At 68.3% G+C, this 19292-nt stretch carries 18 protein-coding genes and 3 pseudogenes; 11 read left to right on the top strand and 10 right to left on the bottom strand.

What is annotated here, in order from left to right; all coding sequences use genetic code 11:
• Window positions 1-4: 4 nt before the first annotated feature.
• From EES42_RS11580 to EES42_RS11555, 7 genes and pseudogenes are all read right to left on the bottom strand, one after another.
• Complete coding sequence (locus tag EES42_RS11580) at window positions 5-1075, bottom strand: TolB family protein (RefSeq protein ID WP_124718038.1); 1071 nt, start codon at window positions 1073-1075, stop codon at window positions 5-7.
• Window positions 1072-2388: an MFS transporter gene (locus EES42_RS11575; protein WP_124718037.1), complete on the bottom strand. Its 1317-nt coding sequence runs from the start codon at window positions 2386-2388 to the stop codon at window positions 1072-1074. The genes EES42_RS11580 and EES42_RS11575 overlap by 4 nt, the downstream gene beginning before the upstream one ends.
• On the bottom strand, window positions 2388-3734 hold the full coding sequence (locus tag EES42_RS11570; protein WP_124718036.1) for a discoidin domain-containing protein: 1347 nt from the start codon (window positions 3732-3734) through the stop codon (window positions 2388-2390). Before EES42_RS11570 ends, EES42_RS11575 begins: the two co-directional genes overlap by 1 nt.
• Before the next feature lie 247 nt (window positions 3735-3981).
• Window positions 3982-4116 carry a hypothetical protein gene (locus EES42_RS47270; RefSeq protein WP_277426112.1) on the bottom strand — a complete coding sequence of 45 codons (135 nt, stop codon included), beginning with the start codon at window positions 4114-4116 and terminating at the stop codon, window positions 3982-3984.
• Between the two features lie 72 nt (window positions 4117-4188).
• Window positions 4189-4275: pseudogene (locus EES42_RS46080) on the bottom strand (glutamine synthetase); the annotation flags it as partial.
• Between the two features lie 1069 nt (window positions 4276-5344).
• Window positions 5345-5854 carry a GNAT family N-acetyltransferase gene (locus EES42_RS11560; protein WP_124718034.1) on the bottom strand — a complete coding sequence of 170 codons (510 nt, stop codon included), beginning with the start codon at window positions 5852-5854 and terminating at the stop codon, window positions 5345-5347.
• A gap of 25 nt (window positions 5855-5879) precedes the next feature.
• A pseudogene (locus EES42_RS11555) lies at window positions 5880-6272 on the bottom strand (UTRA domain-containing protein); the annotation flags it as partial.
• Here EES42_RS11555 and EES42_RS45590 point away from each other — a divergent pair.
• From EES42_RS45590 to EES42_RS11540, 3 genes are all read left to right on the top strand, one after another.
• Window positions 6245-7423 carry a class II aldolase/adducin head domain-containing protein gene (locus EES42_RS45590; protein ID WP_206433438.1) on the top strand — a complete coding sequence of 393 codons (1179 nt, stop codon included), beginning with the start codon at window positions 6245-6247 and terminating at the stop codon, window positions 7421-7423. The pseudogene EES42_RS11555 and the gene EES42_RS45590 sit on opposite strands and share 28 nt — an antisense overlap.
• Window positions 7424-7708: 285 nt before the next feature.
• Complete coding sequence (locus tag EES42_RS11545) at window positions 7709-8404, top strand: response regulator transcription factor (RefSeq protein WP_124718033.1); 696 nt, start codon at window positions 7709-7711, stop codon at window positions 8402-8404.
• The gene (locus tag EES42_RS11540) at window positions 8397-9488 is read left to right on the top strand and encodes a sensor histidine kinase (RefSeq protein ID WP_124718032.1); all 1092 of its coding nucleotides are present in this window, start codon (window positions 8397-8399) and stop codon (window positions 9486-9488) included. Before EES42_RS11545 ends, EES42_RS11540 begins: the two co-directional genes overlap by 8 nt.
• 15 nt (window positions 9489-9503) lie before the next feature.
• On the opposite strand, the gene EES42_RS47265 is transcribed toward EES42_RS11540, so the two are convergent.
• The gene (locus tag EES42_RS47265) at window positions 9504-9632 is read right to left on the bottom strand and encodes a hypothetical protein (protein WP_266494358.1); all 129 of its coding nucleotides are present in this window, start codon (window positions 9630-9632) and stop codon (window positions 9504-9506) included.
• 795 nt (window positions 9633-10427) lie between these two features.
• Between EES42_RS47265 and EES42_RS11530 the strand changes: the two genes are divergently transcribed.
• From EES42_RS11530 to murF, 5 genes are all read left to right on the top strand, one after another.
• Window positions 10428-10574, top strand: a complete 147-nt coding sequence (locus tag EES42_RS11530) for a hypothetical protein (protein WP_206433437.1) — start codon at window positions 10428-10430, stop codon at window positions 10572-10574.
• A gap of 67 nt (window positions 10575-10641) precedes the next feature.
• On the top strand, window positions 10642-11619 hold the full coding sequence (locus EES42_RS11525) for a D-isomer specific 2-hydroxyacid dehydrogenase family protein (protein WP_124718031.1): 978 nt from the start codon (window positions 10642-10644) through the stop codon (window positions 11617-11619).
• Window positions 11612-12682 carry a D-alanine--(R)-lactate ligase gene (gene vanA, locus EES42_RS11520; protein ID WP_124718030.1) on the top strand — a complete coding sequence of 357 codons (1071 nt, stop codon included), beginning with the start codon at window positions 11612-11614 and terminating at the stop codon, window positions 12680-12682. The genes EES42_RS11525 and vanA overlap by 8 nt, the downstream gene beginning before the upstream one ends.
• Entirely contained in the window at window positions 12675-13298 is a 624-nt protein-coding gene (gene vanX / locus EES42_RS11515; RefSeq protein WP_124718029.1) for a D-Ala-D-Ala dipeptidase VanX, read from the top strand. Before vanA ends, vanX begins: the two co-directional genes overlap by 8 nt.
• Window positions 13299-13478: 180 nt before the next feature.
• A complete protein-coding gene (gene murF, locus EES42_RS11510; RefSeq protein WP_124718510.1) occupies window positions 13479-14813 on the top strand; it encodes a UDP-N-acetylmuramoyl-tripeptide--D-alanyl-D-alanine ligase in 1335 nt (444 codons plus the stop codon).
• A gap of 15 nt (window positions 14814-14828) precedes the next feature.
• Here murF and EES42_RS11505 read toward each other — a convergent pair whose 3' ends face one another.
• Window positions 14829-15983, bottom strand: a complete 1155-nt coding sequence (locus EES42_RS11505) for a lipid II:glycine glycyltransferase FemX (protein WP_124718509.1) — start codon at window positions 15981-15983, stop codon at window positions 14829-14831.
• 337 nt (window positions 15984-16320) lie between these two features.
• On the opposite strand from EES42_RS11505, the pseudogene EES42_RS46075 reads away from it, so the two are divergent.
• The 3 genes and pseudogenes from EES42_RS46075 to EES42_RS46065 form a co-directional block, all read left to right on the top strand.
• A pseudogene (locus tag EES42_RS46075) lies at window positions 16321-16695 on the top strand (hypothetical protein); the annotation flags it as partial.
• A complete protein-coding gene (locus EES42_RS46070; RefSeq protein ID WP_323138581.1) occupies window positions 16670-17227 on the top strand; it encodes an N-terminal phage integrase SAM-like domain-containing protein in 558 nt (185 codons plus the stop codon). The pseudogene EES42_RS46075 and the gene EES42_RS46070, both read left to right, overlap by 26 nt.
• 88 nt (window positions 17228-17315) lie before the next feature.
• On the top strand, window positions 17316-17693 hold the full coding sequence (locus tag EES42_RS46065; RefSeq protein ID WP_241196358.1) for a site-specific integrase: 378 nt from the start codon (window positions 17316-17318) through the stop codon (window positions 17691-17693).
• A gap of 77 nt (window positions 17694-17770) precedes the next feature.
• Here EES42_RS46065 and glnA read toward each other — a convergent pair whose 3' ends face one another.
• Window positions 17771-19132: a type I glutamate--ammonia ligase gene (glnA, locus tag EES42_RS11490; protein WP_124718028.1), complete on the bottom strand. Its 1362-nt coding sequence runs from the start codon at window positions 19130-19132 to the stop codon at window positions 17771-17773.
• Between the last annotated feature and the right edge of the window lie 160 nt (window positions 19133-19292).

Below are 19292 nucleotides of genomic sequence, written 5' to 3'. Positions count from 1 at the left end.
TCCTTCAGCCCGCCACCGCGACCGGTGACGACCCGCCCTTCACGGCCATACGGGGTGTGCCCGTACCGTCCGCCGGAACGGTCCAGATGTCGCTTCCCCGGCCGCCCCCGCCCGGCAGTGCGTAGGCGAGCGTGCCGTCGTCCAGCCAGGCCGCCTGGTCGTCGACGCTGTGTTCCTCGGCGAGCGGGGTCTCCCGCATGGTCCGCAGGTCCAGGACGTACAGCCGCCAGGGCGCGGCCGCGTCGTCGGAGACCTTCTTCTTGAAGGCGAGCCGGGTGTTGTCGGGCGACAGGGAGGGGCATTCGACGTTCTGCCGCAGCGCCTTCGCCGTCCAGTCCCGCATGTTCCCCTCGACGAGGTAGGTGCGGCCCTTGGTGGAGACGGTCGCGTAGAAGCGGTTGTCGTCGCGGGCGAAGGTCACGCCCCAGTAGTTGACGTCGGGGGCGTGGTAGCGGGCGCCGTCGATGGTGAGCTGGATGTTCTCCATGGACTTGATGAGGTAGCCGGTGCGCAGATCGAGGATGGCGGTGCGGGTGGAGAAGGACGTGGTGGCGTACGAGTCGCCGGTCGCGAACACCGTCCAGGACAGCATCCGCCCGGAGGCCGAGACCCGGGCGCGGGTGGGCACGCCCGGCACGGTGATCCGGCGCTTCTCGCGCAGCCGCCGGTCGAGGACGATCGCGTACGTCTTCGGCAGCACCCCGGGTTTGGCGCGCAGGCAGAGCGCGCCTTCGTCGGAGGCGTAGAACCGGTCGCAGGCGGGGCCGCCGCGGGTGCGGGTGCCGCCGGTCCGGGCGTCGGCGGCCCGGGTGGCGGCGGCCCGGGTGGCGGCGGCCCGGGTGGCGGGGAGCGGCTGGTGGGCGACGCGCCCGCCGGCCGTGTCCCGGAAGTACAGCGCGGGCCCGCCGAGGGCGAACGAGGCGTCGGCCTCGGTCTGCCGGCCCTTCGTCCGCTGCTCGGCGTGCATCACGTACCCGACGGAGCCGCCCGCGAGGAGCAGCACCGCGGCCACCACGACGGCGATCCTGGCCCGGGGGCCCAGCGGGGTCGCGGGTTTCGGGAACCTGGCACTCATGCGGTCCGCCTTTCGGGGATCTGGGCTTGCGGCTGTCCGGGGGCCGGGGTGCCGGAGGGGTCGCGCGGCAGCAGTGCCCAGCCGCCGGCGAGGGCGGCGAGCAGGGCCGAGAGCGCCGCCCACAGCGCGGGGCCCGGCCCCCACAGGGTCCAGGCGGCGCCGAAGCCCGCCGCGGCGAGCAGCCGGGCCAGTGCCTGGCCGGTCTGGAGCACGGCGAGTCCGCCCGCCCGGCCGTCGGTGGGCAGCACGGGTCCGGCGAGGGCCATCAGCACCCCGTCGGTGGTGGCGTAGAAGACCCCGAGCAGTACGAGGACGGGCACGAGGAGGAGCAGGGCGGGTCCGCCGACCGGGGCGAGGAGCGTGGCGTACACGCCGAGCAGGGCGAGGTGTCCGTACAGGAAGGGCAGCCGTCGGCCGACCCGGTCCGCGATCCGGCCCGCCGGGATCGCCAGCAGCAGGTAGCAGGCCGCCGCGCCGAGCGGCAGCAGCGGGAACCAGCTGACGGGGAGGTCGAGCCGGTCCTGGAGCAGGAGGTAGACGAAGGCGTCGCCGATGGTGGCGGCGCCCAGCAGGGAGGCGGCGGCCAGGATCCGCCGGAAGGCGGGATCGCGGAGCGCCTCGAACGGCTTGCGTCCGCGGGGTACCGGGCGCACGGGCGGTGCCGGGCGCACGGGCAGGTCCGGTTGCTGCCCGGGGACGTACAGGACGAGGAGCAGTACCCCGAGCAGGCCGACGCAGAAGCTGACGACGAACACCGCGTCGTAGGCGTCGGCGGTCGCCCAGAGCAGGGCGAACGCGGCGAGCGGGCCGAGCAGGGCGCCCGTGGTGTCCATCGCCCGGTGCACGCCGAAGGACCGGCCGAGCGCCTCGGGCGGGCTGCTCAGGGTGATCAGCGCGTCGCGGGGTGCCGTGCGGATGCCCTTGCCGACCCGGTCGGTGGCCAGGGCGGCCGCGATCCCTGCGGTGGCGCCGCCCGCGAGGAGCAGGCCGAGCCGGGAGAGGGCGGAGAGGGCGTAGCCGAGCCCGGCGACCCGTTTGTGTCCGCGGCCGCGGTCGGCGGCGTACCCGCCGAGCAGTCGTACGACGGCGGCCACGCCGTTGAACAGGCCGTCCAGGAAGCCGAATTGGAGGGGTGAGAGACCCAGTCCGAGGACCAGGTAGAGCGGCAGCACCGCGGTGACCATCTCGGAGGAGATGTCGGTGACGAGACTGACCGTGCCGAGTGCCAGGACGGTGCCGGGGACACGCCGGCCCGCCCCGCCGGAGCGGGGTCGGACCGGTGTGTCGCGGCGGCCTGTGGTCGCCAGGTACATCAGTGGCAGGTGTACTTCGGGCTGGTGTCCTTGGTCTTGCCGTCGGTGCCGAGGTAGTTCCAGCTGTAGCCGGAGTCGGTGAAGTCCATCTTCAGGACGCCGTATTCACCGCTGATCCGCTTCTGGCTGTTGGGCTGGACCTCCTCGATGGGGTAGGGCTCGGCACCGCCCATCCCGCCGACGATCTCGGTGATCCCGTCGGCGACGGCCTTCCCGTCGGGGTTCTGCGGGGCGAACCGCTCGTAGTGGTGGTCGTGCCCGTTGAGCACCAGGTCGGCCTTGGCCCCGTACAGGATCTTCCAGACCGGCCTGCTGACCGGGTCGTTGCCGTGTCCGCCCGAGGAGTACAGCGGGTGGTGCCAGTAGGCGGCGATGCACGCCTTGCTGTTCTTGGCGAGGTCGGCCTTGAGCCAGTCGATCTGGGCGGTCTTGTCGAAGGAGTTGGAGTCGAGGGCGATGAAGTGCCAGTTGCCCTCGTCGTAGCTGTAGTAGGTCTTGCCCTGGGGGTAGGCGATGTCCCCGAAGTAGGCCTTGTAGCCGGCCAGTGCGCCGGCCGGGTCGTACGTCTCGTGGTTGCCCGGCACCGGACGCGTCTTGGCCTTGAAGGCGCCCCAGGTCTTGTCGTAGTAGGCGCGGAAGTCGGAGATCCGGGCGTCGTCGTACTGGCTGTCGCCCATCGTCAGATAGAACTTCGGGTCGATCTTCTTGGCCAGTGCCGCGGTCTTGGGGTGGGCGCAGTCGCTGTCGGACGCGGTGCACTGGGCGGCGATGTCACCGGCGGCGACCACGGTGAAGGCACCGGTCTGCGGCGGCTGGCCGCCGAGCGTGCCGTACACCTCGAACTCGTACAGCGAGTAGCCGTAGGCGGTGGCGCGTGCGGTGCCGTACACGCGCAGGTAGCGGCCCTTCCCGGTGAGGGCGGGCCAGTCGTCGGTGCCGCCGTCGCCGGCCGTCTCGTCGGCGAGCCGGGTCCAGGTGGTGCCGTCGGCGGAGATCTCGATCCGGTACGCCTTGGCGTACGCGTCCTCCCAGCTCAGCTTCACCCGCGTGACATCGGCAGTGGCGCCGAGGTCGACGCTCAGCCACTGGGGGTCCTTGCCCTCGACGCTGGCCCAGCGGGTGGCGGGGTCGCCGTCGAAGGCGTTCTGCGGTCCGAGGTCGGAGCTTTCGTCGGAGGAGGAGGCGGCGGACTTGCCGCCCGAGATGAGGGGGTCGGCGGCGGCGCCGGCCCGGTCGGGGTAGGCGAGCAACAGGCCGCCCACGAGGACGAGTACGGCGGCGATGACCACGCCCACCGTACGGCGCCGCGTGGGCGTGAGAAGCAGAGCTGAGCCGTTCGGGTGCATCCCTGGACTCCTGGCCTTGTGGGGGTGGCGAGAGCTGGGCATCGGTGCGTGGCCCCGCATCCGGCCCGGGTGCGGGCAGGGGCGGGGTCGTGGTGGCCGGGCCAGAGCTCTCACTGAGCGCGTCATGCCTGAGGAGCGGGGCACCGCGCCGGGCCACCGCCGGGAATGCTAGCGAACAGGAAACTTTCCTACCAGTCCCCCAACTGGCTTCGTTCCACGACCTGTTCGGCGCCGGGGGCTCGGCTTCTCAGCGGAAGAGGACGTCGAGCAGGAGCGCGCCGACGATCCACAGCGGGATCGCGAGCGCGACCAGCAGGCCGGCCAGACAGCCGGACGCGGTCAGCCGGGCACCGGTTCTCGCGGGGTCGTCGCTCTTTCGCATGCGGGTATTCAACCCGAACGCACTCCGGGCCGGAGGCGCACCGCCTCCGGCCCGGATGTCACTGCGCCGCGGTCACAGCACCGGCAGCAGCGCCTTCAGCTCGAAGGCGGTGACCTCGGAGCGGTACTCCTCCCACTCCTGCTTCTTGTTGCGCAGGAAGTGGCTTGCCGGGTTCCCGACCTGCGGCCACGTCATCAAACAGCGCTGTGACCTGCTCTTGAGCCGTCGGCAGTTGTCAGCATTGGTCGGCGCTGCGCACCCTTCCACGGCGCCGAGACGGCCCCGGGAGGGCGCCGCAGCATCCAGTGCCCAGCACGAGTAGTGGGGCAATGTCGGCGTAGATACCGATGGCCTCTGCCATGGGTTTCCACGAGATCGCTGCAATAAAGATCAGCACGACTAGCCAGATGCCCGCGCCAGGGCTTGACACGGGCGGGTTCCACAACGTGCGCTCCAAGGCGGGCGGCACAGTTGGACGCTAGCAACGGTGCCGCTGCGGCGCTGGCCTCGACCTCACTGACCAGACAGGTCCCATTGAAGAGCTCCGACGTAACCAATGCTCTCAAGTTTCAGCCACCCCAAAGCGCGTTGAGCAGGGCTTATTCGCTACCGAAGAGCGATAAACTATGTTGACCTGCGGTTTTGTTCAATGAATCCGAGCCCCAGCGAGTCAGTAAAGATGGCTGATTCTAGTCGGTGGTGTGGTCGAAGTGCTCGCCGCACAACGGCGGACCGGGGTAGGAGTTTTCATGGGGCAAGGCGTGTGCCCGCAGGTCTGCTCCTCTTGAACCACCACTCACCTAGTTCCCGTCCCGTCCGCCTTCGACCCACACACCGTGGAGCGGTCGCGGTTCAGGGCGTCAAGGTGGAGCGCGCCACTGTACGAACGACCTTGACGCCCTGAACCGCGACCGCTCGGCTCTGCCTGGGTCGAAGGTGGTCGGGATGGGAGCCCACGACGCTCGCCACGCTCCGGCCGGCACTCACGAACGGCGCCCCTCCCATCCCGGGGTCTTTGCGCCCCCGCCGGAGGCATCGTCGTGAAGCCGCGGGCTTGGTTCTCGTCTTATGCCCCACGCCTACACAGCGGGCGCGCGTCGGCGGCGGCAGCGCCGAGCGGGCCGAAGGCAGGAGCGCGGGCGCAGCCAGAGCCGGGAAGCGCGCCCGGCGGAGCGGAGCGCAGCCGGGTGCCTTGATGAGGTAGAGAAACCTGTAACAGCTCTCGTTTTCAGGCAGGTGCCACGAAGCAGACGGCGTCGACCTGCTTGCCGCCGAAGGTGTGGAGGGCTTCGCCGATCCGTTGCCAGCCGAGGCGTTCATAAAGGCGGATTGCGGCAGCGTCCTTCGTCAAGACCTCCAGCACCAAGCGCAGTTGCGTCTCTCGGGCGTAGGCCGTGGCGGCTTCCATGAGGTGTTTGCCGACAGCTTCCTTACGTGCTTCGCGCGCGACGAAGAGCCGGGCCAGTACTCCGATGCGAGAGTCGTACTCGCCACTCTTCTCCCTCCAGAGGCGGGCCGGCTCTTCCTCTGGTTGCGGGCTGTTGATGGCGACATGCCCCACCACACGCCCATCGAGTTCGGCGACCCAAGCTGCCAGCAGCCCTTCCGGGGACAGCCATGCCTGCGGGTCCTCCACCCCTTCGACCGGGTACCCGTCAAGTTCGTGTACTGCGGTCAGAATGGTTGCAGCCTCTGAGAGGTCGTGTGTCTTCCGCGGGCGAACTACGGCCTTTGGCATGGGCGATTTTCCTCTTCGACGTGGGTTACTCAACCGGCAGCTCGTACAGCAGGCCGGTCTGATCCGCTCGGTGCACGTGCCTGGAGACCTCGAACGGTTGCAGGTTCTGAGCAAAGCTGGTGTGGAGTACCTCCAGGATCGGAACGCCCGGCAGCAAATGGAGAATCCGTGCTTCTTCCGGCGTAGGCATCCGAGCACTGATCTCGTCGCGGACCCGGGTCATGACGTGCCCTAGATCCTCAAGCCGTCCGTAGATCCCGTCTTTCCCGGTCTTGGGCTGCATGAGCAAGGTGTTCTTGGCTTCATCCCACCGAAGGTATGTCGAGACGATCTGAACGGGTTCGTCGTCTGCGAAGTAATGGTTCTCGCGGTGCACGACGCTCTGTTCATTTGAGGGCACACCGAGCCGTTCCGCCACACTGGGCCGGCGACAGCGCGGTGCTGGTCCGCTACATCAAGGGCCGCACGTCCGAGGAGAGCATCACACTGCCGAGCAAGGCGGTGCGGCTGCTGGAGCGCTGGCTCGAGTATGCCGAACTGGCGAGGTCACACTGCCCACCCGAGTTGCGCAACGGGCTATGGCTGTGGCTCGCCTACACCTCACGCCGCGCGGGCGACGAGGGACTCGGGCCGTGGAGATACGGGCGCCCCTGCAAGTCCACCATCGTCGACTGGTCCCGGGACGCGGGCGTGGTCGACGCCCACGGGGCACCGGTCGTGATGCACCGTCACCGGATCCGCACGACGTTCGAGTCCCACCGGGACCGCTCTTCCTGGATCGGCAGCCGACGCTCGACGATCGACCCCAACCACACCCCGGGAGTGGAAGGCGACCACTACCTGTCCGCGATGACCGAGGCCCAGCAGAACGCCCTGGAAGACATCGTCGAGCAGGCCCAGGGCGATCTGCTCCGCCGGGGCCAGCCGCCCATGGTGCTGTCGGACGAGCAGGTCGCCGACTTGGCCCGTCAGTTCCCGCAACTGGTCAGCGAACTGGAGTTGGACGATCGGGCGATCGCCGAGCTCGTGGGTGGGCAGCGCGATGTGTTCGTGGCGTCCTGCGCCGATCCGACTGCTGGAGTGCACGGCCCGAAGGGAAAGCCGTGCCCGGCCCGCCCCTGGGTGTGCCTGCTGTGTCCCCTCGCCCTGTTCACACCGCGGCACGCGGCGAACCTCCTGCGCATGAAGGCGTTCTTCGCCAGGCAGTGGCAGCAGATGCCTGCCACGCAGTTCATGGCCGCCTTCGGCCACTACGCCCAGCGCATCGAGGACGTCCTGATCAAGTACGACCCCACGCAGCTCGCTGCGGCTGCCACCCAAGTCACTGACACCGACGCCGAGATACCGCTCGAACGGCTCAAGATCAAGGTCGCCGAGCTCAAGGAACGCCTGGCTCAGCGGGACGAGACCGTTGCCGAGCTCACAGCGTTCAAGGAACTCGCCGTCTCACGCTTGGCCGCACAGCACGACGAGATCGTGCGTCTACGGGAACAGGTCGCAACCCTCGGCAACGTCCGCCGCCTGCCCGCCGCCCGCCCTGGAACGGCCCCGTACGGATCGTGCAGCTGAACCTGACGTCTGCCGACGTGTCTGAAACACGGCGGGGGAGCCCGTCGGCATGGCCTGCCGTGCTTCCTCGCCGTCCGCACCAACGGCCCCCTCAAGGGTGACGTTGACCGAAGGCTCGTCGATGGGCAGATCGTGGTGTTCATGCAGGTCACGGCCCCCGAATGCCTTCCCGGGATGTTCGTTGAAGGCGGTCGCGATGCACTGATAGACGGTGGCACGGTGTTGTCGACGCGTATGCGGATTTTGATACGCGGACGATATGTGCCCGCTCGTAACATCGAGAGCATGCGTGTGCTGATCGTCGAGGACGAACCCTATATGGCGGAAGCCATCCGCGATGGCCTGCGCCTGGAAGCCATCGCGGCCGACCTCGCCGGCGACGGCGACATCGCCCTGGAAATGCTGAGCATCAACAGATACGACATCGCCGTCCTCGACCGCGACATCCCCGGACCTTCCGGTGACGAGATCGCCAAACGCATCGTCGCCTCGGGCAGCGGCATGCCGATCCTCATGCTGACCGCGGCCGACCGCCTCGACGACAAGGCATCCGGCTTCGAACTCGGCGCCGACGACTACCTCACGAAACCGTTCGAACTGCAGGAACTCGTCCTCAGGCTCCGGGCGCTCGACCGCAGGCGTGCCCACAGCCGGCCTCCGGTCCGTGAGATCGCAGGGCTGCGGCTGGATCCGTTCCGACGCGAGGTCTACCGGGACGGCCGCTACGTCGCGCTGACGCGCAAGCAGTTCGCCGTACTAGAGGTCCTCATCGCCGCCGAGGGCGGTGTCGTCAGCGCTGAGGAACTTCTGGAGCGCGCGTGGGATGAGAACGCCGATCCGTTCACCAATGCTGTCCGAATCACCGTCTCAGCACTGCGCAAGCGTCTCGGTGAGCCGTGGATCATCGCCACGGTCTCCGGCGTCGGCTACCGAATCGATGCACAGCCGCAGGCCGGAGACGGAGGAGAGAACCATGGATAGAGCGCCTGGATTGAGTGTCCGCCTCAAGCTCACCCTCAGCTACGCCGGATTCCTCATGCTCGCCGGTGCCTTGGCGCTCGCCGCCGCAGGAGTGTTCCTCCTGCGACAGGGGTGGTTGCAAACCAACGAAGAGGGGGCATGGAAAAGAAACCCGGTCATCGACTTCGTGCAGGGTTTCGCGCCAACGGCAGCCGCAGTAATGGTGTTCCTCCTCGTGTTCGGCCTCCTGGGAGGATGGATCCTCGCCGGTCGTATGCTCGCCCCCCTGGCTCGCATCACCAACGCTACCCGCACGGCCGCTACGGGATCGCTCTCGCACCGTATCCAGATGCCGGGCCGCCAGGACGAGTTCCGCGAACTTGCCGACGCCTTCGACGCGATGCTCGCACGGCTTGAAGCACACGTCGCCGAGCAGCAGAGATTCGCGGCAAACGCCTCGCACGAACTACGCACCCCGCTGGCCATCTCGAAGTCACTTCTCGACGTGGCCCGCACCGATCCATCACACGACACCGGCGAAGTCCTCGGCCGCCTCCAAGCTGTCAATACCCGAGCGATCGACCTCACTGAAGCGTTGCTCTTGCTCAGCCGAGCCGACCAGCGATCCTTCACCCGCGAACAGGTCGACCTGTCCCTCATGGCGGAAGAAGCCACCGAAACGCTGCTCCCCCTCGCGGAAAAGAACGGCGTCACCATCGAGACCCGCAGCGACATCACCCCCGCGAGCGGATCGCCGGCGCTCCTGCTGCAACTGACCATGAACCTCGTGCACAACGCGATCGTCCACAATCTGTCTGAACAGGGCAGGGTGTGGGTCACTACCGGCGTCCACTCCGGCACCGTGATACTCACGGTCGAAAACACCGGCGAGAAACTGCCTCCACACCTGGTCTCGACGCTCACCGAACCATTCCAGAGGGGCACCGAGCGCATCCACGCCAACCAGACGGGCGTCGGCCTCGGCTTGGCCATCGTCACATCCATCACTCGCGCACACGACGGCACCCTCACCCTCACCCCGCGCGACACCGGCGGCCTGCGCATCACGGTGGAACTGCCCGCACGCATGTCCCCGCGGTCGTGATATGCGCCCCGCCGACTATGCGGGCGGTGCGGCCGTGTCGACGTACGCCGAGATCCGCCGGATGTCCCACGCGTGCTGCGCGGCATCGTGAGCATTCTTGTAGAAGCGGGCCCGGCCCAGCAGATCCTGGTCGAAGCCGGGCAACGAGCGCGATCCCGAGAGGCGTGCTCCGGCCAGCCGCTCCGCCAGCTGCGCGGGCTGTCCGTGCCGTGGCTGACGTACGCCGTTCCGGCCTTCAGGACGCCGTGTCCGACCTCGGCGGAGAGGCCGTGGTAGTGGCGGAAGTTGTCAATCGGCGGGTTCCAGACCCCGGGAGGCGGCATGGACGCGCGGCGTCTCACACTCGACACTGAAGCAACCGCCCTCCGCACCCGGCGAGGGCGCAGGCGCACGCCTCCAGCTGTAGGACGTACTCAGTGACGCGTGGCGGGGCCACGAGATCGACGTCGGAGGGGGTGAAGCCTGCGGCGCGAACTTGTCGGGTTCGTGCCGGTACACCACGCGCCTACTCTCCGGCCCCGGGTCGACCCCGGTGAGCGGGACACGGCGCTCCACCTGTTCCCAGAGGTCCGGCACGGCGACGTTGAGCACCAGCTCGGGCGTACGGCGAGGTTGCGCGGCGTCCGGCTCGCAACGCCGAGGCCAAGGACCACGTTCTGGCCCAGGACCCAAGCGGAGGAGATCGGGGCGATGTTGGCGGCTTCGTCGTCGTTCTCGGTGGTCAACAGAACCACGAGCATGCCGAAGTACAGGATGCTCTCGGCCGGATCGCACGGTGGGTTTCGTCCGTCATAGGCCAGGACGCTGAGGTCAGGGCCCCTCGGCCGGCGTCGAAGCGTCGCCCGCCGACTATGGCCGGGTGACCAGCACCGACACCTTCACGAAGAGCCCGGCCTGGTCTCCTTGGGTGCCCTCCCCACGGATCGCACCAACGCCGCCATGTGCCTAGCCCTGCTCGACGGCCGCGTCTGGACGGCCGCCGACATGGCCCGGCTTGCCGGGGTGGCGCCGTTCACCGCGAACAGCCACCGCGACCGGCTGGCGGCCTGCTCGGCGAACACCGCGCGGGCCGGCAAAGGGGGCTGACAACGTATCGGCAGCGTATCAAAAACTGCATACGCGCTGGCAACACTCGGTTTCCTTGAATGGAGGCATGACCTACAGCGAACCAGTGGGAATCACCGCTTTCGGATGCGAGCGGGACGAAGCCGAACGGTTCCGTGAGCTGGCGCCCCGATTCGGAGTGACACTGACGATCACAGAATCCGCGGTGTCGGAGGATGACGTCCACCTGGCATCCGGGAACCGGTGCGTCAGCGTCGGACACAAGACCCGGATCTCCTCGGCGACACTTCGTGCGCTGAGTCGAGTCGGTGTCTCCTACATCTCCACAAGAAGCATCGGATACGACCACATCGACGTGGATTATGCGGGCCGCATCGGCATTTCCGTCGGGAACGTCTGCTATTCCCCCGATGGCGTCGCCGACTACACGGTGATGATGCTGCTGATGGCGGTGCGCCACGCCAAGTCCACCGTCCGCCGCGCGGATGTGCACGACTACCGGCTGCACGACGTACGGGGGAAGGAACTGCGCGACCTGACCGTCGGCGTGGTCGGAACGGGGCGCATCGGCACGGCCGTCATGGAAAGGCTCCGCGCCTTCGGATGCCGGATATTGGCGTACGGAAATCGCGCCGGCGACTCCGGCGACGAGGTGTCGCTTGATGAACTGCTGAGGTCGAGCGACGTCGTCACGCTCCATGCGCCACTCAACGCCGAGACGCACCACCTCCTCGACCGTGAGCGCATCCAGCGGATGAAACTCGGCGCGTTTGTGGTCAACACCGGGCGTGGCGCCCTCATCGACACGGCCGCGCTGGTCGAGGCGCTGGAGGACGGGCGTCTGGGCGGTGTCGCCCTTGACGTCGTCGAGGGCGAGGAAGGCGTGTTCTACGCCGACCGACGGAACACGCCCATCGACAGCAAGCCACTGCTGCGGCTGCAGGAAATGCCGAACGCGTTCATCAGCCCGCACACCGCGTATTTCACGAACCGTGCCCTGAGCGACACGGTCGAGAAATCGATCAGCAACTGCCTGGAATTCGAAAGCAGGAATCAGCATGCCTAAGGCAAAGCTTCAGGTCGGAATCCTCTTCGGAGGCTGCTCGGAGGAGCACCCCATCTCCATCAAGTCCGCGCAGGAGATCGCGCGGAACCTCGACCCGGACAAGTACGAGCCGTACTTCATCGGGATCACGCGCAGCGGCGCCTGGAAACTCTGCGAGGGCCCCGCCGCGGACTGGGAAAGCGGCGTCGCGTACCGGTCCGCCGTGCTGTCCCCGGACCGCGATGTGCGCGGACTGCTCGTCCTCGATGAGGGGAAGTACGAGACGGTCGGCCTGGATGTCGTGGTGCCCGTGCTGCACGGCAAACTCGGGGAGGACGGCGCGATTCAGGGCCTGCTCGAACTGTCCGGAATCCCGTACGTGGGCTGCGACGTGCAGAGTTCCGCGTTGGGCATGGACAAGTCCCTCGCTTACGTCGTCGCCGCCGGCGCCGGAATCGCCACGCCGAATTTCTGGACGGTCGCGGCGGGCGAGGACATCGACGCCGGCCGGCTCACCTATCCCGTCTTTGTGAAGCCGGCCCGCTCGGGATCGTCCTTCGGGGTCAGCAAGGTGGCGCATGCGGAAGAACTGCCGGCCGCGCTGGAGGTCGCCCGGCGGTACGACACGAAAGTCCTGGTCGAGGAGGCGGTCGTCGGCAGCGAGGTGGGATGCGCCATCCTGGGCGGCGGAACGGACCTGATCGCGGGGGAAGTTGACCGCATCGCCCTGTCCCACGGCTTCTTCCGGATCCACCAGGAGGACGAACCCGAGACCGGCTCCGACAATTCGACGCCGATTGTCCCCGCCGATATTCCGGCTGAATCCCGGACACGCGCCCAGGAAGTGGCGAAGGCCGTCTACCGCGCCCTGGGCTGCAACGGCCTCGCCCGCGTGGACCTGTTCCTCAAGGAGGACGGACAGGTCGTCCTCAACGAGGTCAACACGTTCCCCGGCATGACCTCCTACAGCCGTTATCCGAGGATGATGGCCGCCGCCGGGGTTCCGCTGTCCGAAGTGATCGACCGTCTGGTGACCGGGGCGCTCGCCCGGTCCCTGCCTTCGACGGAGCAGGCCGATGCGTAACGACTTCGTCTTCATGGACGAGTTCATGCCCGGAGTCCGCTGGGACGCCAAGTACGCCACCTGGGACAACTTCACCGGAAAACCGGTCGACGGATACCTGGCCAATCGCATCGTCGGTACCAGGGCTCTGTGTGCGGCATTGCAGAGCGCCCGAGAAGAGGCGGCCTCGCACGGATTCGGCCTGCTTCTCTGGGACGGCTACCGCCCGCAACGTGCCGTGGACTCTTTCCTGCGCTGGTCGGAGCAGCCGGAGGACGGCCGCACCAAGCAGCGCCACTACCCCAATATCGACCGGCCCGAGATGTTCGAGAAAGGATACGTGGCCGCCAAGTCGGGCCACAGCCGCGGCAGTACCGTCGACCTGACGCTGTACCACCTGGACAGCGGCGACCTCGCCGCCATGGGTGGCGACCACGATCTGATGGACTCGGTCTCGCACCACGGAGCGGAAGGAATCCCGCGGGCCGCGGCGGACAGCCGCAGGCGTCTTCGCTCAATCATGGAGACCAGCGGATTCAGCTCCTACGCCTGCGAGTGGTGGCATTACACACTCACGGACGAGCCCTACCCGGACACCTACTTCGACTTTCCGATCACACAGGTGAGTCTGGGATGAATACAGCGCGGCTCCGGCGGTCCAACCGGAGCCGCAGCCCGTCCTCCGATACCGAGCGGCCAGGGCGAGCACCCCGCCAGAACCCACCACGTATCGCCGACGTATCGAGAACCGCATACGCGTCGGCAACAACCCGCCGCTTTCACTGGAGCCATGACTCAGAGCCAGCCATCCCTCGCCCTGCACCCCCTTTCCCTCGCCGAGATCGCCGCGCTCGTCGGCGGCCGGGTCACGGGGGATGCGACCGTCACAGTGAGTGCGCCGGCCGTCCTCGACAGCCGGCACGGTGAACCGGGCGGTCTGTTCGTCGCCATGGCCGGTGAGCGCGTCGACGGCCACGATTACGCCGGCGGCACCCGTGCGACCGCCGTGCTCGGCTCGCGGCCGACATCGCTGCCCACCGTCGTCGTCGACGACGTACCGGCCGCATTGCAGACACTCGCCGCCCGCTCCGTGGCCCGGCTGCGCGAGCGGCTGACCGTCGTCGCGGTGACGGGCTCACAAGGCAAGACCAGCACCAAGGATCTGCTGTCCGTGGTCCTTTCGGGCGCCGGGCCGACCGTCGCCACACACGGTTCGTGCAACAACGAGCTCGGCGTGCCCCTGACCATGCTGCGCGCCGACGCGCACACCCGTTTCCTCGCCCTCGAAATGGGCGCCCGCCACGTCGGCGACATCGCCCACCTCACCGGCCTGGTCGCACCCGACATCGCGGTCGTGCTCAATGTCGGCCAGGCCCACATCGGGGAGTTCGGCTCGCGCGCGGCCATCGCACGGACCAAGGGCGAACTCGTGCGCGGCCTCGCACCCGGCGGCACCGCCGTCCTCAACGCCGACGACCCCCGCGTCGTCGCGATGCGTGCGCTGACCGACGGGCCGGTCCTGACTTTCGGCCGCGCCGAACACGCCGACGTGCGTGTCCAGGACCTGGTCCTCGACCGCCTGGGCCGGGCGACCTTCACGCTGCGCACCTCCGGCGCCTCGGCCCGTGTCGCGCTGCCGCTCGTGGGCGCCCACCAGGCACTCAACGCGGCGGCCGCCGCCGCGGCGGGACTCGCAGCCGGCATCCCCCTGATCACCTCGGCAGTGGCCCTCAGCACCGCCTCACTGTCCAAATGGCGCATGGAGTTGCGCACCCTCGCCTGCGGCGCGACCCTGCTCAACGACTCCTACAACGCCAACCCCGACTCCACCCGAGCCGCCCTGGACACGCTCGCCGCGATCTCGGGCCGGCGCCGTATCGCCGTACTCGGCGCGATGCTCGAACTCGGCGCCGACAGCGAGGCCGAACACCGAGCGGTGGGCGAGTACGCGGCCGCACACGCCGACCTGGTGGCCGTCGTCGGCGAAACCGCCCGTCCCGTCGCCGACGCCGCAGGGGCGCGGGCGGTCGCGTTCCCCAACAACCAAGCGGCCGCAGCCTGGCTGCACGAGATCCTTACCGACGGTGACGTCGTCCTCGTCAAGGCGTCGCGCGGCGCCCGCCTCGACGAGGTGGCCTCCGCACTCGGGTAACCGTGCGGCGCGGGCTCAGCGCCCGCGCCGCCGCATGTACAGGTCGAAGGCACGGTAGACCAGCGGTCGCAGCGGCAGATCCCACTCCCCGACGTACCGCACCGCCCGCCCCCCGGTGCCGACCTTGAACCGGATCAGGCCCACATGCGGATCAGCGGTGTCGAGCGTCGGCGTGATGCCCCGCAGGTCGTACACGTCGCAGCCCGCCGCCAGTGAATCGCGGATCATCGCCCACTGGCACGCGTTGGAACCCCGCACCTCACGCTTGGCCGTCGAGGAGGCGCCGTACACGTACCAGGAGTGTCCGCCGACCCGCACCAGGATCGTCGCAGCCACCAACTCGCCCTCGTGGCACGCCAGATAGAGCGCGATCCGCTCGGGATCCTCGGCGCTCAACTCCGCGAACATCGTCTCGAAGTACGCCAACGGCCGCGGCGTGAATCTGTCGCGGGCGGCGGTGTGTACGTAGAGCTCGTGGAACGCCGCGAGGTCCGACGCACCACCGACCGTGACCTCGCCCCCCGCCTTCGCGGCCTTCTTGATGTTGCGGCGCCACTGCTGGTTCATGCCCTTCAGGACGTCGTCCTCGGACCGTCCCGCCAGCGGCACCTCGTACGTGAACTGCGGCTGCCCGGCACCGAACCCGTCCTCAGGGCTCTGCGGCAGCCAGCCGGCCGCCCGCAGCCGTCGGCTCACCTCGGCACCGACCGGATCGACCTGCCCATCAGGGAGCTCGGTCAGCCGCCGCGCCCCCGGATCGGCCACGCCGTCCTTGACCTGCGCCGCATCCCAGGTGTGCGTCCGCACTGGCGGGCACAGCCGGATCGCGAACGCGCCGCGAGCCTTGAGATATGCCGCCAGTGGGTCGAGCCACGCACCGATGTCCCCGGACCAGTCGATGTCAGGACCCCACGGCAGATACGCAAGCGTGAACCGCGACAGCCCCGGCACCGGCCGGTGAAGGACAAGCCCCGCCCCCACAAGCCGCACGCCGTCGAACCATCCGAGCGACTCACTGCGCCACTCCGTCTTCACCCGCCCCCACGCCGGCGTCTGCACAAAGTTCACCGACCGCTGCGCCCGCACAAAGGCCAGGTGCTCGGCGTCGCTGATCGGCGCGACGCTCAGCGTCACAGGGAGGGACATGGGTGCTGGTTCGCGATAGGACATGACGCCAGCCAAGTCGGCCCTGTGTTGCCGGCGCGTATCCGCTTTTCGATACGCCAACGATATGCGCCGCTCAGGCGCTCCGCGCCTGTCACAGATCGTGCTGCTCACCGTCAGCGGCAATCGTGAACGTTCCCTGGCCGTCCTCACCACTGATCGACCCAACGCCCCCTACACGGAAGGCCCCTGTGCCAGAACCCACACCTTCACCTATCGTTCCAGCTGACGTGGCACCCTCACGCAGACGTGATCTCAGTCACGCAGTCGTGCAGGACAAAGAGACAACATGCTTCGCTGCAACGCGACACAACAGGGACTCTCGACCCTCGCGTAAAGCGACATGACCTGTGTGGGACACAGCGCCTGCCGTCACAAGGGTCCCGGCGGCGCCGCCATGGGCTACCACCGTGCCGGCTTCGACGTTGACGGCGTGGACCTCGCCGACCGCCCCCGCTACCCGTTCCCCGCCCACCGGGGCGATGCTCTGGAGCACCTCACCCACCTGATCGAGACGGGTGAGATCGAGCAGTACGCCCTGGTGCATGCTTCCCCGCCCTGTCAGAACAAGTGCGGGCTCACCGTGGGCACCAACCGGTCCCGTGGATGGGGCGGCGAACACGTCGACCTCGTCGGACCTACTCGGGACCTGCTCGACCGAACATGCCTGCCCTACGTCATAGAGCAGCCCAATGGACAAGCCGTGGTTGAGCAAAACGGCTGCGGATATGGACAGCGGGCAGCACATCGACCCGAAGTTGGCGCAGACCACGTTCCGGGAGTACGCCGAACGCTGGCTCAAAGCGCAGACCTCGGACCCGACGTCTCGGGAATCGGTGAACTCTCAGATCCGGTTGCACGCACTGCCGTACCTCGGCCCGCGGCCTCTCGGCTCTTTCAAGCCCGAGCACATCCGCGAGTGGCTGGCCTCCCGGCTACCTCGTACCGGCGCGTCATCTTCTCCAGCGTCTCAGCGATCCTCAACGCCGCCGTCGATGACGAGTACATGCGCAAGAACCCTTGCAGCGCGAGCACCGTGCGCGCGCCGGCCCGCAACGCTCAGAAGGTTGCGCCCTGGGCATCGGAACGAGTCTTCGCCGCGCAGGCCGCTCTGCCTGAGCAGTACCGCGCCATGGTGGACCTCGGTGCGGGGTGCGGTCCCCGCCAGGGTGAGGCCTTCGGACTGGCAGAGGAGGCGATCCGATTCGGCACGGGCTGGGTGCACGTCGGATGCCGAGTCAAGGTGGTAGAAGGCGAGTTGGTTTCGCTCTGCCCAAGCGCCAGAAGGAGCGGGACGTACCCCTCTCCCCGCAGGTGGCTGAAGCATTGAGGAGGCATATGGCCGCCTCCGCTCCCGTGGCTGTGACGTTGCCGTGGGCGCGTCCGGACGGTAAGCCCGTCACCAAGCGCCTCCTCTTCGTCCGGCCGGACGGGAAGGGCGCGGTGCGGCGTACCGACTTCAACACTCGGCTGTGGAAGTCCGCTCTCGTCGCGGCCGGCGTCATTCCGCCCGCCGAGCCGGGCAAGCGCCACACGGCTGCGAGAGAGCACGGGATGCACGCCCTGCGGCACTTCTACGCGTCCGTGCTCCTGGACGCCGGGGAGAACATCAAGGCGCTGAGCACGAGTAGCGAGGGGCGGGCCCGTGTCGCCATGGACAAGGTGTACCTCGGCCGTCCGTCCGGGCTTGACGGCCCCCAGACGGCCCAGAGCTGATCATGACTGCGGGCGGGTCGCCTCCATTGAACCGGTCGACCCGCCCGCGTTGCGCTCCCTAAGCCGCTGACCTGCTCTTACAGCACCGGCAGCAGCGCCTTCAGCTCGAAGGCGGTGACCTCGGAGCGGTACTCCTCCCACTCCTGCTTCTTGTTGCGCAGGAAGAAGTCGAAGACGTGTTCGCCGAGCGTCTCGGCGACCAGTTCGCTCTTCTCCATCAGCGCGATCGCCTCGCCCAGGTTCTGCGGCAGCGGCTCGATGCCCATCGCGCGGCGCTCCGCGTCGGACAGCGCCCAGACGTCGTCGTCGGCGCCGGCCGGGAGTTCGTAGCCCTCCTCGATGCCCCTGAGGCCCGCGGCGAGCAGCACCGCGTACGTCAGGTAGGGGTTGGCGCCGGAGTCGATGGAGCGGACCTCCACCCGGGCGGAGCCGGTCTTGCCGGGCTTGTACATGGGTACGCGGATGAGCGCGGAGCGGTTGTTGTGGCCCCAGCAGATGTACGAGGGGGCCTCGCCGCCGGCGCCCGCGGCGCGGGAGGAGCCGCCCCAGATGCGCTTGTAGGAGTTGACCCACTGGTTGGTGACGGCGGAGATCTCCGCGGCGTGGGTGAGCAGGCCGGCGATGAAGGAGCGGCCGACCTTGGAGAGCTGGTACTCGGCGCCCGACTCGTAGAAGGCGTTGCGGTCGCCCTCGAAGAGCGAGAGGTGGGTGTGCATGCCCGAGCCGGGGTACTCGGAGAACGGCTTCGGCATGAACGTCGCCTGCACGCCCTGCTCCAGCGCGACCTGCTTCATCACCAGGCGGAAGGTCATGATGTTGTCGGCGGTGGAGAGCGCGTCCGCGTACCGCAGGTCGATCTCCTGCTGGCCGGGGGCGCCCTCGTGGTGGCTGAACTCGACCGAGATGCCCATGGATTCGAGCATGGTGATCGCCTGGCGGCGGAAGTCCATGCCGACGTTCTGCGGGGTGTGGTCGAAGTAGCCGGAGCTGTCGGCGGGGGTGGGGCGGCTGCCGTCGACCGGCTTGTCCTTCAGCAGGAAGAACTCGATCTCCGGGTGGGTGTAGAAGGTGAAGCCCAGGTCGGAGGTCTTGGCGAGGATGCGCTTGAGGACGTAGCGCGGGTCGGCGAAGGAGGGCGAGCCGTCGGGCATCAGGATGTCGCAGAACATCCGGGCCGTGCCGGGGGCCTCCGCCCGCCACGGCAGGATCTGGAACGTGCCCGGGTCCGGCTTGGCGATCATGTCGGACTCGTACACCCGGGCGAAGCCCTCGATGGCCGAGCCGTCGAAGCCGATGCCCTCGTCGAACGCCTGTTCCAGTTCCGCGGGGGCGACCGCGACGGATTTGAGGTAGCCCAGGACATCGGTGAACCACAGCCGTACGAAGCGGATGTCGCGCTCCTCAAGCGTCCTGAGGACGAATTCCTGCTGCTTGTCCATAGCCACATCCTTGCAGTTCAGACGGTCCGTGCACCACCGCCCGGGGTAGGGGAGGAACTCCAGTATCACGACCCGGGATTTCACCCAGATTACGCACACGACGTGAGATGGAGCACCCGGCCACCCACTACGATCGGCGCCCATGGCGCGCAAGGGGTGG

Source organism: Streptomyces sp. ADI95-17 (genome assembly GCF_003846175.1).
Lineage (GTDB): Bacteria > Actinomycetota > Actinomycetes > Streptomycetales > Streptomycetaceae > Streptomyces > Streptomyces sanglieri.
Note: the sequence above shows the minus strand (reverse complement) of the source record. Positions and strands in the feature narration are given on the sequence as shown.

What these genes read in the sequence shown, in the direction of transcription:
- EES42_RS11580 (WP_124718038.1), bottom strand. Translation starts at nt 1,075, where the DNA reads ATGAGTGCCAGGTTCCCGAAACCCGCGACCCCGCTGGGCCCCCGGGCC.
- EES42_RS11575 (WP_124718037.1), bottom strand. Translation starts at nt 2,388, where the DNA reads ATGTACCTGGCGACCACAGGCCGCCGCGACACACCGGTCCGACCCCGC.
- EES42_RS11570 (WP_124718036.1), bottom strand. Translation starts at nt 3,734, where the DNA reads ATGCACCCGAACGGCTCAGCTCTGCTTCTCACGCCCACGCGGCGCCGT.
- EES42_RS47270 (WP_277426112.1), bottom strand. Translation starts at nt 4,116, where the DNA reads ATGCGAAAGAGCGACGACCCCGCGAGAACCGGTGCCCGGCTGACCGCG.
- EES42_RS11560 (WP_124718034.1), bottom strand. Translation starts at nt 5,854, where the DNA reads ATGCCAAAGGCCGTAGTTCGCCCGCGGAAGACACACGACCTCTCAGAG.
- EES42_RS11545 (WP_124718033.1), top strand. Translation starts at nt 7,709, where the DNA reads ATGCGTGTGCTGATCGTCGAGGACGAACCCTATATGGCGGAAGCCATC.
- EES42_RS11540 (WP_124718032.1), top strand. Translation starts at nt 8,397, where the DNA reads ATGGATAGAGCGCCTGGATTGAGTGTCCGCCTCAAGCTCACCCTCAGC.
- EES42_RS11530 (WP_206433437.1), top strand. Translation starts at nt 10,428, where the DNA reads ATGTGCCTAGCCCTGCTCGACGGCCGCGTCTGGACGGCCGCCGACATG.
- EES42_RS11525 (WP_124718031.1), top strand. Translation starts at nt 10,642, where the DNA reads ATGACCTACAGCGAACCAGTGGGAATCACCGCTTTCGGATGCGAGCGG.
- vanA (WP_124718030.1), top strand. Translation starts at nt 11,612, where the DNA reads ATGCCTAAGGCAAAGCTTCAGGTCGGAATCCTCTTCGGAGGCTGCTCG.
- vanX (WP_124718029.1), top strand. Translation starts at nt 12,675, where the DNA reads ATGCGTAACGACTTCGTCTTCATGGACGAGTTCATGCCCGGAGTCCGC.
- EES42_RS11505 (WP_124718509.1), bottom strand. Translation starts at nt 15,983, where the DNA reads ATGTCCTATCGCGAACCAGCACCCATGTCCCTCCCTGTGACGCTGAGC.
- EES42_RS46070 (WP_323138581.1), top strand. Translation starts at nt 16,670, where the DNA reads ATGGACAAGCCGTGGTTGAGCAAAACGGCTGCGGATATGGACAGCGGG.
- EES42_RS46065 (WP_241196358.1), top strand. Translation starts at nt 17,316, where the DNA reads ATGGCCGCCTCCGCTCCCGTGGCTGTGACGTTGCCGTGGGCGCGTCCG.
- glnA (WP_124718028.1), bottom strand. Translation starts at nt 19,132, where the DNA reads ATGGACAAGCAGCAGGAATTCGTCCTCAGGACGCTTGAGGAGCGCGAC.